Source organism: Sulfurospirillum sp. UCH001 (assembly GCF_001548035.1).
GTDB lineage: Bacteria > Campylobacterota > Campylobacteria > Campylobacterales > Sulfurospirillaceae > Sulfurospirillum.
On sequence record NZ_AP014723.1, the window covers coordinates 984,029 to 996,979 of the forward strand.

A 12,951-nucleotide genomic window follows, 5' to 3' on the forward strand; every position below is an offset into this window, starting at 1 on the left:
ATTCACCTTATGCATTTCTTACTTTGCATAAAGGATAAATGCTATAAAGAGCTTTGGAGTTTGATAAGGCTTGAGAGCAGATAGCTTGTTTTTTCAACATTGCCTGCCTTTTTTAGGCGGTATTCTGCATCAATCAGAAGGTTTGAAAGTTTATGATACGTTGCAAGATCTATTTTAATTGATTGTTGCGAGCGTTGTGCAGCAAGTTGGGGAGGAAGTGGGTAGCCCAGAATTGCTTTTGCGTCAAATGAACCATGTAATTTAATATAAGAATGAAATAAAAAGAGTTGTGTTACATGTGCTTGAATGGCATTGATAATACGAATTTCTTCAATACCATCTCCATCAATAAGTCGTTCAAATTCTTCTTTAATGTCTTTTTTTTCTAAGAGTTTTGTAATGAACTGATCCATTGAAACAGAACCTAGACCATAGACTAACGTATTAATGTCATTCACACCGATTTCTTTACCTAAAACTAAAAGCTTTTCACATTCGTTGACACACAATGAAAGATCCTCGGTATGGATCATATAAAGATGCTGTAAAGCATAACGGTCAATGGAAAGTCCAATAGCATTCGCATGATTTTGCAAAAGCTGCATAGCTTCATTAAAATCCGCTTTAAAGAGACGTACAAACACACCGTCATTTTGTTTATCAAAAAGTTTTGTAAAAGGCGTTGCTTTTTTATCTTCCCCAAAATATTGATAAATAAAATAACTTGAGTCGTTTTTAGCACACAACCCAACAAGAATTTCAAGCTCTTTTGTTGGAATGGTTTTGTCTGTTTTAACGATTAAAACATTGCGATCGCCAAATAAAGACGATTGAGAAAGAAAATTTTTAGCTGAAGTGAAATTGTACTCATCAAAATACATCATGACTTTTTCTTCACTTCCAACTTGTAGAAGCGTTAAAAGCTGTTGGGTGAGAACATTGTTTTGATAAGCACATGCTCCATATAAAAGAGTTGATTTTGGTGCTTTACCTGATTTTAAAACACCTTCAAATTCTCTTTTATACATCAAAACTCCTCGTTACGCGCGCATAAATTCGAGCGGTTGCAATGTTGCTTTCAACAATTTTAATTTCAACACGCTGTAATAAGTGAACGTCATTGTCTAGTAAGAAGATACGAGCACCCTTAAGTTCATCATCGAGCTTTGCAATCGGATTTTGTTCTGTTTCAACAACAATGGCTTTAAAATTGTCACCAACATGTTCTGCCATGAAGCGAGCAAATTTACGATCCATATAATCCCAAGCCACTTTATCACTCTCTCGCTCTAGATTACTTATTTTTTCACACAGTGGACCTATGTCTTTGAGTAAAAAGGTGAGTTTTTTCTCATCATTCGCCATTTTTGCTTTTAAAAGACGGTGCAAAGTTAGATCACTATAACGTCGAATCGGTGAGGTAAAGTGCGTATAGATGTCAAATCCAAGTCCAAAGTGACCTTTGTTCTCAGGCTCATAAATGGCTTTCTTTTGACTTTTAATAATCAGCTTATCGACTTCCTCTCGAAGCCCTAAATCATCGGCTTTAGCTTGAATACCTTGAATCATTTTTGGAAGATCACTACTGAGTTTTGCATTGATACCAATGAGCGCTAAGTCATTTAAAAGTGCTTCCATACGCTCATATGAAGGGCTTTCATGTGTTCTAAAGATACCAAAGCCTAGCTTTTTAGCTGCTGCTTTATTGGCTAAAAGCATACAATCTTCAATAAGCCCATGAGAAGGCGTTTCTTCTTCTATTGTCGTTGAGATAAGATTTTGGTTTTCATCGACTCGCATTCTAATTTCTGCTGAGCGGAATGAAAAGGCATTTTCAAGCCGTATATCTCGTAGTTTTTGTGTAAGTGTATGTAGGGGTAAAAGGTATTCTAATATCGTTTTATCAGCATTATCGGCATCGTCTGTTTTTCCTGCCAAAAAATGGTCTATTTGTTCATACGTATAGCGTTTGGATGAATGAATGACACTTTCAAAAAGCTCTTCTTTAAGAGGGTTGCATGTCAAAGGATCCAGTGTTATTTTAAACGTATATGCAAGTCTATCTACATTTGGTTTTAATGAGCAGATATTTTCACTGAGAGCTCTTGGAAGCATGGGAATCGATTTATGAGGGAAATAGATGGAAAAGCCTCGTTCAATTGCTTCTTTATCGATAGGTCCCATAGGATACACATATTCACTAACATCTGCGATGGCAACATAAAGCGTGTGATTTTGGACATCAAAATAGATAGCATCATCAAAATCTTTGGCATCGACTGGATCAATCGTACAGAAAGGAAGATGTGTCAAATCTATGCGCTGAGGGTAGTATGACTTTTCTACAAAATCACCATGGCTTTTTGCTTCAGCTTCAGCTTCTTTACTGAAAAACTCTTTTTTATCGAAAAGTGCTAAAGATATTTTCTCATCAACTAAAGGATCACCAATAACACCTAGAACTTCTTCAATGACATTGCTTACATTGTCGATTTTTAAAACACTGCCAAGAGGAAGCTGTTTGAGTGATTTTTGACTGGCTGTAATGTCAAACAAAGATTCATTTTTAACATTACACCCAACCACTTTACCTTTGCTCATTTTTGTATAGACAATGCTCTTTGCAAAAGCACGCTGTGCTATATAGACAACGAAAGCTTTAGCACGTCCTCCTCGTTTGTTTGCCACTCTTTTCGCCACAACTAAATCACCACGCATCCCACCATTTAGGTCTTTTGCTTCGATAATGATATCTTTTGCACGTGTAGGTTCGAGTGAGCTTAAATATCCTGTACCACTAAATGCAACATCTAATTTACCAACGATGTACGAAGGATCAAGTACATAAAGATCTTTTTTAGGTTGAAGAACTCTAAGTTGAATGAGGGCTTTAAAATGAGGGAGAAAAGAGGCAGGCACATTCTCTTGTGCTACCCCTTCTTTAAGGCTTAAAAGGAAATTTTTCACTGTCTAAATTGCTCAATTGTTTGTAAAAATGGCTCATGGTTTAGACCGTATTCATCTAAAAGTTTTAGTGAACGAGCAATTGAGGCATCATCAAGTTGACCAAAAATATTGATGCTATTTTTTACCACATTAAGTGCGGCAGAAAATGCTTTGATATGTTCTGCTGCTTCAAAAGGATCGTTTGAAAATTTGATAGATTCAACCAATTCACTTTCTAAATTCCATTGTTCAAAGATTTTGGCGGTAATTTCTTCATTGGAGAAGCCTACGTACTCTTTTTCAAGTGCTGAGAGTTCATGTGGTGCTTTAATGGACGCAAGTGCTGTTTGAAAAGCTTCATTTTTTTGTTGTTCGATGAGTTCATGTGCAATGATGATTTTACCAACTTCCATCATAAAAGCTGCAGGTTGTAGTACGTCAAGCATTGCTTTGTTCACTTTTGAATACCATTTGAACATAAAGGTGCTTTGAAGCGTGCTGATATCTAAAAAAGTTGTATTAGAAATACGATAAGGAGTAAGATCAATTTTAATATTTTGTTTAATAGCACTAGAAAGAGCAAAACCACGTACTGTTGCCATTCCAAATAAAGACACAGCATGCGAAATGTTTTTAATTTCTCTACTGAAGCCATAGAGTGGGGAATTGGAAGATTTTAAGATATTGGCAGTGAGCATAGGATCGCTCTCGACTACCTTGACAAGATCAGCTAAAGAGCTGTTTTTATCGACGCAAATACGTTGTATTTTGAGTACCGTATCATCAAGGGGCGGAAGCGCTTTGATTTTTTTTAAAATATTTTCGTCCATAACTGATTCCTAGTGATTTTGTTTATACCCAAATTCTATCTCGTGTTGGTTTATAGTTTGCTTTGTTGGTTCATATGTAAAGTTTTTAAGTAACTATTCTGTAAAATACCGACATTTAATATTACACGTAAGGATTGACAAATGGCAATAACCGTCTTTTATGACAAAGATTGTGATTTAAGCATTATTCGCTCTAAAAAAGTAGCGATGATTGGTTTTGGTTCTCAAGGACATGCGCATGCAGAAAATCTTCGCGATAGCGGTGTTGAAGTCGTTGTAGGTCTTAGAAAAGATGGTAGTTCATGGGCGAAAGCAGAAGCAAAAGGTTTTAAAGTGATGACTGTTGCAGAAGCAACCAAATATGCTGATGTTATCATGATTTTGTTACCAGATGAGATGCAAGCAGATGTATTTGCTGCTGAAATTAAGCCAAACTTGACAGCTGGTAAAGCAATCGCTTTCGGTCATGGTTTTAACATTCATTATGGTCAAATTGTTACTCCAAAAGGTGTAGATTGTATTATGATCGCTCCAAAAGCACCAGGTCATACCGTAAGAAGTGAATTCGTAAACGGTGGTGGTATTCCAGATCTTATCGCAATCGATCAAGACGCAACAGGCAAAGCAAAAGCGTTAGCACTAAGCTATGCTTCTGCAATTGGTGGTGGTAGAACTGGTATCATTGAAACAACATTCAAAGATGAGACAGAGACAGATCTTTTTGGTGAGCAAGCAGTTCTTTGTGGTGGTGCAACTGCGCTTATTGAAGCTGGTTTCCAAACACTTGTTGAAGCTGGATATGAGCCAGAAATGGCATACTTTGAGTGTTTACATGAGCTTAAACTTATCGTTGATCTTATGTACCAAGGTGGTATTGCTGATATGCGTTACTCTATCTCAAATACAGCTGAGTACGGTGATTATGTAAGCGGCAAACGTGTTATCAATGAAGAATCTAAAAAAGCGATGAAAGAGATTTTGGCTGAGATTCAAGATGGCCGTTTTGCAAAAGATTTTATCCTTGAGAGAAAAGCAGGATACACTCGTATGAACGCAGAGCGTGCAAAAACTGAGAGAAGTCTCCTCAATCAAACAGGTGAGAAATTAAGAGCTATGATGCCTTGGATCACATCTAAAAAAATCATCAACAAAGACAAAAACTAATCAATAATTATTGCCCGTAAAAGTGGGTAAACAATTGAATGGCAAGTTAAGTAATGCTTTCTTGCCATTCTCTTAAGTACATTTCATCACATTTGATATAACTATTTTAAAGAGGTTACATGGGCATTGTTATCACCGTAACGTCTGGTAAGGGTGGTGTTGGTAAATCAACGACTACAGCAAACCTTGCCGTAGGACTTGCAAATTTAGGCAAAAAAGTTGTTGCGATTGACTTTGACATAGGTCTTAGAAATCTTGACATGATTTTAGGACTGGAAAATCGCATTGTATATGATGTTGTTGATGTCATGGAAGGTCGTTGTAATCTTGCTCAAGCTTTGATTAACGATAAAAAGTCTAAAACACTCTATTTTTTACCTGCGAGTCAGACCAAAGATAAAGATATTTTGAACAAAGATAAGGTCAAAGCTTTGATTGAAAACCTCAAAGAGAGTTTTGACATTGTATTGCTTGATTCTCCTGCCGGAATTGAAAGTGGTTTTGAACACTCAATTTTCCTAGCAGACCGTGCGTTGATCGTTTCTACACCTGACGTAAGTTCTGTTCGTGATGCTGATCGTGTTATCGGTATTATTGACGCGAAGAGTGAAAAAGCGAAAAATGGACAAGAAGTTGAAAAACACATTATTATTAACCGTATTAAGCCAGAGATGGTGGAAGCTGGTAATATGCTAAGTGTTGAAGATGTATTGAGTATTCTTGCGTTACCACTTATTGGTATTGTTCCAGATGATGAAGATATTATTACATCAACAAACACTGGATCACCTATTGTCAATAAAGAGAAATCGCTCTCAGCGGAAGCGTATCGTAATATTGCGCGTCGTATCTTAGGCGAAGAGGTAGAATTTTTAGATATTAGAGCCAAGAAAGGACTTATCGCAACTCTGAAAGGAATTTTTAAATGAGTTTCTTTGACAATCTTTTTGGACGCAATAAACCAACAGCTGATGTAGCAAAAAATCGTTTAAAAATTATGCTTGCGCATGAGAGAGCAAGTTGTAAATTACCATATATGGACGATCTTCGTAATGATTTAATTGCGGTAATTCGTAAATATACAAAAGTAGAAGATGTTAAAATAACCTCTCAAACCAATCAAAATCTTGAGTTATTAGAAGTAGAAGTCATCCTTGGAAAGTAAACTGCATTCATGGTAAAAAAGATTAAAGAAAAACATTCCCCGAAAGAGTCCCCTTCGTTCCATGAGATAAGATCAGCGCAACTGAAAAAGTATAGCCTGATCTTAATGCTCATTCTAACTTTAAGCATGATCGCTTTTGGTGTTTATTTGTATATGACTACTTCATATCAACAATATCAAATAGTGCAAAAGAATCAAACATCCTCTAGTGATGAACTCATGCGTAAAATGAAACAGATGTTAGATGAGGAAAAAGCACGACAAGTGACTTTACCGCCTACTCCTACACCTGAAACAAATATGTCAACAGTGATTGAGAGCAATCAAAGTGCTGACAAAGCTCTTGAGCATAATGAGACACAAGCAATAACACCAGCCATTTCTCAAGCACATGAAGAAGAGAATAAAGCGCATGAACTTTCTGAGGTCAGTGACTATCAGCGTAGCATAAAGGAGAGTGGAAAACCTCATAAGCCTCACGAAGTTATTCGTAAGAAATACCCTGAGGGTACAACACCAAAACTTGCTATCATTATTGATGATGTCTCTTTCCCTTGGCAAACACGCATGATAAAAGATATACCGTATAAAGTAACGCCTTCTTTTTTCCCTCCTACAAAAGGACATCCTGAAACAGTGCGTTTGTCACATGAGTTCGAATTTGCGATGATCCACTTACCGATGGAATCAAAAAACTACTCTTCGCCAGAGCCTGATACATTGAATATTGTAGATTCAAGTGAAGTGATTGAGCGGAGAATCAAACGTATTAAAGAGTGGTTCCCTGAACTTGTCTATTATAACAATCATACAGGTGGCTCTTTTACAGCCGATTATAATGCGATGGATCGTTTGGTAAAAATCATGAAAGAGCATGGTCTTGTTTTTGTTGACAGTCGTACCGTTGGAAATTCTAAAGCGCCTGAAATTACAAAAAAATACGATATGTTCCTCTATTCAAGAGACGTATTTTTAGACAATTCGTTAGATAAAAACTTAATCCGCATACAACTTAAAGAAGCGGTTATGAAAGCGAAAAAACACGGTTATGCGATCGCTATTGGGCATCCACATAAAAATACACTCGAAGTTCTCCGTGATTCAAGGGATCTTTTAGAGGGTATTGATCTGGTTTATCTCAAAGATTTATGATGATTCAAACGATAGACTTTCACGTTCCTGAATTGGAAATGATGAAAGTCTATCCAAAAACACTCTACTATTTGGGCAAAATAGAGCTACTAAAACGTCCAAAAATCTCTATCGTTGGAACACGTCATCCCATCAATTACACTAAAATTTATACACAAGAACTTGCACGAAAGCTTTCTTTAGCAGGGGTTTGCATTGTCAGTGGTGGTGCACAGGGTGTTGATGCCTTAGCCCATCAAGCAGCCGGTGTTTCAAATACCATTATGGTAGCAGGAACAGGACTTGATGTTCGCTATCCAGCAATTCATCAAAAGTTGATTGCTGAAATTGAAAAAGAGGGATTGGTTTTGAGCCAATTTGAAGCGGGACAACCTTCTTTGAAGTGGAATTTCCCTCTTCGCAATGAACTCATTGTCGCTCTAGGCGATGCACTCATCGTTACGCAAGCAGATTTAAAAAGCGGAACGATGCATAGCATCGAATTTGCTCTTAAAATGCAAAAGCCCATCTATGTTTTACCTCACCATTTGGGTGAAAGTGAGGGAACAAATTGGCTCTTATCTCAGGGACTTGCAACGCCTATTTATGACATTGAAGCATTTGTGGTACAATTTGGTTCTGCAGATTTAATCGACGAAACAGATGATTTTTTAGTCTATTGTGACACGCATCCATTCTATCATGATGCTGTAGCAAAATTTGCAGAAAAAGTATTTGAATACGAATGTTTAGGTAAAATAAAAGTTGAAAATGGACGCATAAAGCGTACGTAAAGGACACGTATGGGACTTGAGTGGATTGTAGCATTCTTAGTGTTAGGGTTAGTCGTTGGTTTTATGGCTGGGCTGCTTGGTATTGGAGGGGGAGGCATTATGGTGCCCGTGCTTACATCCATTTTCTTAGCACAAGGTGTTCCTGTTGAACAGGTAGTTCATATGGCACTTGGTACCTCTATGGCATCTATCGTTTTTACCTCATTTGCAAGTATGCGAGCACACCATAAAAAGGGTGCGGTGATGTGGAATGTGGTGAAGGTCATGGCAGGTGGTGTTATTATCGGAACGTTTGCTGCAACATTTTTAGCAACGTATATGAAATCCGTACATCTGGCAATTTTCTTTGCTATTTTTATGGCTTATGTTTCTATTCAAATGGCCATTGATAAAAAACCAAAACCAAGTCGCGAACTCTCCACGCCTGTTTCTTTATTTAGTGTAGGTTCACTCATTGGTATTGTCTCAGCACTTGTATCTATTGGTGGAGGGTCTTTGACGGTACCTTATCTTGTATGGCAAAATATTGATCTTAAACGTGCTATCGCTACTTCTGCAGCTATTGGATTTCCACTTTCCATTGCAGGTACTGTTGGTTATATTGTCAATGGTATGATGCATGCAGAAGGAGGTGCAGAGATGATGTTAGGTTTTGTGTATCTGCCTGGTGTTTTACTGATCTCTCTTGTGAGTTATTTTACGGCACCACTGGGTGCAAAGATGGCACATACCCTTCCTGTTGGTAAACTTAAGAAGATTTTTGCTTTACTATTGATGATACTTAGTATTAAGATGTTGACATCTGTCATTTGAAATGATGTGTATAAAAGAGGATTTGTGATGCATAGAGGTTTTTTTATGGCGCTTTTATTGCCTTCTCTGCTTGTATGTGCAAGTAACCTTTTTGAGGAAAGTCACGTTGCAGCAGTTCCAAACGGTTGTATGGAACGCATTGAAATCAAAAATAGTTATACGCCTATTGATTTGTTCAAATCCAGTGCCGTCTGTATTGAAGAGCAAAAATACCCACAAGCGGTTGAACTCTATCTTGTTGCTACGGCATATGGTTATTTTGATACAGAGCGTGTGGTTGATAAAAGTACGAGAAACGTTCTAGATACACTAAAAACAGAGATCTTTGGCCCCATTAACGCGAATAAACGCAACCAGTTTGCAGAAGCGTTACGTGCAAGATTGGACGATATGAAATCAAGCTGTTCGTTTCTTGCAAAATTAGGAATCCCAACGTATTATCCCGAGTATATGGTCCAAACAGGCGTTACACGCGGTGATGGACTTATCTTAAACTACAATGCAAAAGCATTATGGGAAGATACACGCCTTAATTATCTGCGTTGTCCTTAAAGATAACGCTTTGCCAGACCTCCGAGTGAGGTCTCTTTGTATTTGGTATTCATATCTTTACCTGTCTCTACCATCGTTTGAATAATCTCATCAAAACTGACTTTATGTGCTCCATCCGTGTACGAAGTGTATTCTGCTGCATCAATAGCACGAATGGCAGCCACAGCATTACGCTCAATGCACGGCACTTGCACGTACCCTGCGATTGGGTCACATGTCATGCCTAAGTGATGCTCTAGTCCCATTTCTGCCGCATAGTCAATCTGCTGCAAATTGCCTCCAAAAAGATACGAAGCCATCCCTGCTGCCATAGAGCAGGCAACACCCACTTCTCCTTGGCAACCTACTTCTGCGCCTGAAATAGAACCATTGAATTTTACGATATTGCCTAAAAGCCCAGCAACGGCAAGAGCACGTAAACAATCAGTTTGATCTAAGTTGTAAAGTTCTTTGAGGTAACGAAGCACCGCAGGTACAACTCCACATGCCCCACAGGTAGGTGCTGTAACAACGACATTGCCCGATGCATTTTCTTCGCTGGTTGCAAGGGCATAAGCGAAGATCATGCCGTGCGCACGTTTTTCTTCCTTACGTGCTTTGGCAAAAAACATGGGTGCTTTTCTAGGGTATTGAAGGATACCTGGTAGTACGCCAGTTTGTTTCAGTCCTCGATCAATTGCTGCTTGCATGGTTGTCCAAACCTCTTCAAGGTAATTCCAGATCTCTTTACCTTCGTATTCTTCAACGTATTGCCATAACTCTTTATGTTCCTTCTGACACCATTGCATGATGTCATTCATTGTCGTAAGAGGGTAAATAGATGGCTCAGAAAGAGGGTTTTCATTTGCTTCTTTGAGTGCGCTACCACCTACACTGTAGACTTCCCATGAGCCTAGAAGCTCTTTTTTATCATCAAATGCTTCAAAAAGCATACCATTGGAGTGAAAAGGTTTTGTAATGTCAGGTCGGAAAATAATGTCAACTCCAGAAGAGGCTAGAGCTTGGCGTAGTGCTTCATCGGTTAAGTGTCCTCGTCCTGTCGCAGCAAGAGAGCCAAAAAGTGTCACTCGGTATAAAGATGCGTTAGGAAAGCGTTTTTTAAAAAGTGTTCCTGCGTTATAAGGCCCCATTGTATGGCTTGAAGAAGGACCATGTCCAATGCAGTAAAATGATCTGAGTGATTGCATAATACACCTTTGTAGTTGACGAAAAATTGGCGGATTATAACATACAAATCTATTTTTTCTGGGAGACGCAAAGAGCGCTTTAAATCAATTTGATGTAAAATTAAGGATACATTATACAATGAAGAGTTTTATGTGAAAAAAATAGCAAGTATTGATATTGGGCTCAAACGAATCGGTGTTGCACTCTGTTTGAGCTTAGATATTGTGACACCGCAAGAAGCAATCCTTCGTAAAAATCGTGATCAAGCAGCGCGCGATGTGGATGCATTTTTAAATGAGTGGAATATCGAGCTTTTAGTCGTGGGGCTTCCTAAAGGGGGCAGCAGTAGTGAAGAGATGGAACGACGCATTAAACATTTTGTATCCCTCTTAGCGTTTAGCGGAGAAGTTGTGTATCAGGATGAATATGGCTCAAGCAATGAGGCTAAAGAGATGATGCAAGGTGTGATTCGCCAAAAAAGAGATGGCAGGATTGATTCTATGGCAGCAAAGGTCATATTGGAGCGTTATTTGGATGCGAGAAAGGTACAGCATGGTTGAGCTCATGGTCGCCGATATCATCGGTACAGTTGCTTTTGCACTCAGTGGTTTTTATGTTGCCGTAAAAGAGAAACTTGATTTATTGGGCGTATTTATTGCTTCGTTTTTAACTGCGCTTGGTGGTGGATTGGTGCGTGACATGCTTGCAGATCGGCCTCCTTACACATTCACGAACCTAATGCCTACTTTTTTGGTTTTGGGCGTTATTGTTTTTAGTATAATGTTTAAATTACACCAAAAAGATGAGATAGAAAAGACCTTTTATTTTATCGTGAGTGATACATTAGGACTAGTCTCTTTTTCAATTACAGGTGCGCTTATTGGGTTACAAGCTGGATTTAATTTCTTTGGAGTGATTTTGCTTGCGCTGATTACTGCAGTTGGCGGTGGCGTAGTACGCGATATTTTACTTAATCGTGTACCACTTTTGTTAACCAGTGAGTTTTATGGAACGGTTGCGCTGTTGGTAGGAGCGATTTTATTTGTATTCGCACAGTTTGATATAAGTGGTTATATGCCATTGATGTTCGTTTTTACATTTGGGGTTGCCCTTAGGTTATTGGCATATTACAAACAGTGGAATTTACCTAAAATTGGGTAGCAATCCGCTATAATTGCGTTTTTTTAGAGGAGTACGTTATGGATTTTGAAACAATGGATAAAGAGTATGTGTTGCAGACTTATGCGAGAAACTATGTCAATTTTAAACACGGTATCAACGCAACACTTTTTGATGATAAAGGAAGAGATTATATCGACTTTACGAGTGGTATCGGTGTTGTAAGTGTTGGACATGGCAATCAAAGACTTGCTGATGCGATCAGCGATCAAGCACGTCATATTATTCACACATCAAATCTTTATATGATTGAGCCACAAGCAAGACTTGCTAAAAAAATCAATGAACTTACAGGTTTTGATGTTGGTGTCTTTTTTGGAAACTCAGGGGCTGAAGCCAATGAAGGAGCCATCAAACTTGCTCGAAAGTATGGAGAGAAAAAATTTGCCAATAAAAAATATAAAGTTTTAACTCTTGAACACTCATTTCATGGAAGAACCATCACAACGGTCAAAGCAACAGGACAAGCAAGTTTTCATAAAAGTGCTTTTGCTCCATATCCAGAAGGGTTTTCTTATACAAAAGAGATTGCGGATCTTTATAATACCATCGATGATGAAACCGTTGCTGTAATGATAGAACTTGTGCAAGGCGAGGGCGGGGTTAAGGCATTCCCAAAAAAAGATATTCAAGACTTGGCAAAATTTCTAAAAGAAAAAGAGATTTTATTGATTATTGATGAAGTTCAAAGTGGCGTTTTTAGAAGTGGTGAGTTTTTAGCAACATCACTTTATGAGATTGAACCAGACATCATTACACTTGCAAAAGGTTTAGCAGGTGGTGTGCCAATTGGTGCTGTGGTGACAAAGCATAAAGACATTTTTGAAGCAGGTGATCATGGCAGTACGTTTGGTGGTAATTTCCTCTCTACCCGTGCAGGACTTGAAGCACTCGCTATATTGGATGAGTACAAACAAAGCGGAATGCTTGATGAAGCATTGATCTATTTTGAGGGCAAACTCAAAGCATTGTGCAAAGCATACCCAACGTTGTTTGTAAGTGTTGAAGGTCTTGGATTGATGCGTGGTATGAGATGTGCAAACGGTGAGATTTTAGCGAGCCTTATTAAGAAAGCCTTTGAACACGGTGTATTGGTTTTAAAAGCGGGACAAAATACACTACGCTTCTTGCCACCACTGACCATTTCTAAAGAAGAGATGGATGAGGGCTTTAAGCGCTTAGAAAGTGCATGTCAAGCACTTTTGTAAAA

14 protein-coding genes are annotated in these 12,951 nt (G+C 38.3%); 10 read left to right on the plus strand and 4 right to left on the minus strand.

Features of this window, described 5'->3' with window-relative positions:
• Positions 1 to 41: 41 nt before the first annotated feature.
• The 3 genes from holA to UCH001_RS04885 are packed head-to-tail and all read right to left on the minus strand — an operon-like array spanning position 42 to position 3,776.
• The gene (holA, locus tag UCH001_RS04875; protein ID WP_067174996.1) at positions 42 to 1,028 is read right to left on the minus strand and encodes a DNA polymerase III subunit delta; all 987 of its coding nucleotides are present in this window, start codon (positions 1,026 to 1,028) and stop codon (positions 42 to 44) included.
• A complete protein-coding gene (locus tag UCH001_RS04880) occupies positions 1,021 to 2,967 on the minus strand; it encodes a ribonuclease R family protein (protein ID WP_067174997.1) in 1,947 nt (648 codons plus the stop codon). The genes holA and UCH001_RS04880 overlap by 8 nt, the downstream gene beginning before the upstream one ends.
• A complete protein-coding gene (locus tag UCH001_RS04885) occupies positions 2,964 to 3,776 on the minus strand; it encodes an HDOD domain-containing protein (protein WP_067174998.1) in 813 nt (270 codons plus the stop codon). The genes UCH001_RS04880 and UCH001_RS04885 overlap by 4 nt, the downstream gene beginning before the upstream one ends.
• Positions 3,777 to 3,917: 141 nt before the next feature.
• Here UCH001_RS04885 and ilvC point away from each other — a divergent pair, with 141 nt between their 5' ends.
• From ilvC to UCH001_RS04920, 7 genes are all read left to right on the plus strand, one after another.
• Positions 3,918 to 4,940 (plus strand): ketol-acid reductoisomerase, encoded by a 1,023-nt coding sequence (ilvC, locus tag UCH001_RS04890; RefSeq protein WP_067175000.1) that lies wholly within the window; start codon positions 3,918 to 3,920, stop codon positions 4,938 to 4,940.
• A 119-nt stretch (positions 4,941 to 5,059) separates the two neighbouring features.
• A complete protein-coding gene (gene minD / locus UCH001_RS04895) occupies positions 5,060 to 5,869 on the plus strand; it encodes a septum site-determining protein MinD (protein ID WP_067175002.1) in 810 nt (269 codons plus the stop codon).
• Positions 5,866 to 6,105 (plus strand): cell division topological specificity factor MinE, encoded by a 240-nt coding sequence (minE, locus tag UCH001_RS04900; RefSeq protein ID WP_067175006.1) that lies wholly within the window; start codon positions 5,866 to 5,868, stop codon positions 6,103 to 6,105. Before minD ends, minE begins: the two co-directional genes overlap by 4 nt.
• A gap of 237 nt (positions 6,106 to 6,342) precedes the next feature.
• Complete coding sequence (locus tag UCH001_RS04905; protein ID WP_231963972.1) at positions 6,343 to 7,257, plus strand: divergent polysaccharide deacetylase family protein; 915 nt, start codon at positions 6,343 to 6,345, stop codon at positions 7,255 to 7,257.
• Positions 7,257 to 8,030, plus strand: a complete 774-nt coding sequence (locus UCH001_RS04910) for a DNA-processing protein DprA (RefSeq protein ID WP_067175018.1) — start codon at positions 7,257 to 7,259, stop codon at positions 8,028 to 8,030. Before UCH001_RS04905 ends, UCH001_RS04910 begins: the two co-directional genes overlap by 1 nt.
• Before the next feature lie 9 nt (positions 8,031 to 8,039).
• Positions 8,040 to 8,843 carry a sulfite exporter TauE/SafE family protein gene (locus UCH001_RS04915; protein ID WP_067175020.1) on the plus strand — a complete coding sequence of 268 codons (804 nt, stop codon included), beginning with the start codon at positions 8,040 to 8,042 and terminating at the stop codon, positions 8,841 to 8,843.
• Positions 8,844 to 8,870: 27 nt separating this feature from the next.
• Positions 8,871 to 9,395 carry a hypothetical protein gene (locus UCH001_RS04920; RefSeq protein ID WP_067175022.1) on the plus strand — a complete coding sequence of 175 codons (525 nt, stop codon included), beginning with the start codon at positions 8,871 to 8,873 and terminating at the stop codon, positions 9,393 to 9,395.
• Here UCH001_RS04920 and UCH001_RS04925 read toward each other — a convergent pair.
• On the minus strand, positions 9,392 to 10,582 hold the full coding sequence (locus UCH001_RS04925; RefSeq protein WP_067175024.1) for an L-serine ammonia-lyase: 1,191 nt from the start codon (positions 10,580 to 10,582) through the stop codon (positions 9,392 to 9,394). The two genes, UCH001_RS04920 and UCH001_RS04925, sit on opposite strands and share 4 nt — an antisense overlap.
• Before the next feature lie 132 nt (positions 10,583 to 10,714).
• Between UCH001_RS04925 and ruvX the strand changes: the two genes are divergently transcribed.
• From ruvX to UCH001_RS04940, 3 genes are read left to right on the plus strand one after another with little or no spacing between them, the layout of a single operon-like run.
• Positions 10,715 to 11,122, plus strand: a complete 408-nt coding sequence (gene ruvX, locus UCH001_RS04930) for a Holliday junction resolvase RuvX (protein WP_067175026.1) — start codon at positions 10,715 to 10,717, stop codon at positions 11,120 to 11,122.
• Positions 11,115 to 11,723, plus strand: coding sequence for a trimeric intracellular cation channel family protein (locus UCH001_RS04935; protein ID WP_067175027.1), 609 nt, complete (start codon positions 11,115 to 11,117; stop codon positions 11,721 to 11,723). The genes ruvX and UCH001_RS04935 overlap by 8 nt, the downstream gene beginning before the upstream one ends.
• Before the next feature lie 38 nt (positions 11,724 to 11,761).
• The gene (locus UCH001_RS04940; protein WP_067175029.1) at positions 11,762 to 12,949 is read left to right on the plus strand and encodes an aspartate aminotransferase family protein; all 1,188 of its coding nucleotides are present in this window, start codon (positions 11,762 to 11,764) and stop codon (positions 12,947 to 12,949) included.
• Positions 12,950 to 12,951: the final 2 nt, after the last annotated feature.

Bases quoted from the DNA above. Each gene is read 5' to 3' on its own strand.
- holA (WP_067174996.1), bottom strand. From the start codon at position 1,028: ATGTATAAAAGAGAATTTGAAGGTGTTTTAAAATCAGGTAAAGCACCA.
- UCH001_RS04935 (WP_067175027.1), top strand. From the start codon at position 11,115: ATGGTTGAGCTCATGGTCGCCGATATCATCGGTACAGTTGCTTTTGCA.
- UCH001_RS04910 (WP_067175018.1), top strand. From the start codon at position 7,257: ATGATTCAAACGATAGACTTTCACGTTCCTGAATTGGAAATGATGAAA.
- UCH001_RS04920 (WP_067175022.1), top strand. From the start codon at position 8,871: ATGCATAGAGGTTTTTTTATGGCGCTTTTATTGCCTTCTCTGCTTGTA.
- UCH001_RS04885 (WP_067174998.1), bottom strand. From the start codon at position 3,776: ATGGACGAAAATATTTTAAAAAAAATCAAAGCGCTTCCGCCCCTTGAT.
- UCH001_RS04915 (WP_067175020.1), top strand. From the start codon at position 8,040: ATGGGACTTGAGTGGATTGTAGCATTCTTAGTGTTAGGGTTAGTCGTT.
- UCH001_RS04925 (WP_067175024.1), bottom strand. From the start codon at position 10,582: ATGCAATCACTCAGATCATTTTACTGCATTGGACATGGTCCTTCTTCA.
- UCH001_RS04905 (WP_231963972.1), top strand. From the start codon at position 6,343: ATGTTAGATGAGGAAAAAGCACGACAAGTGACTTTACCGCCTACTCCT.
- UCH001_RS04940 (WP_067175029.1), top strand. From the start codon at position 11,762: ATGGATTTTGAAACAATGGATAAAGAGTATGTGTTGCAGACTTATGCG.
- minD (WP_067175002.1), top strand. From the start codon at position 5,060: ATGGGCATTGTTATCACCGTAACGTCTGGTAAGGGTGGTGTTGGTAAA.
- ilvC (WP_067175000.1), top strand. From the start codon at position 3,918: ATGGCAATAACCGTCTTTTATGACAAAGATTGTGATTTAAGCATTATT.
- minE (WP_067175006.1), top strand. From the start codon at position 5,866: ATGAGTTTCTTTGACAATCTTTTTGGACGCAATAAACCAACAGCTGAT.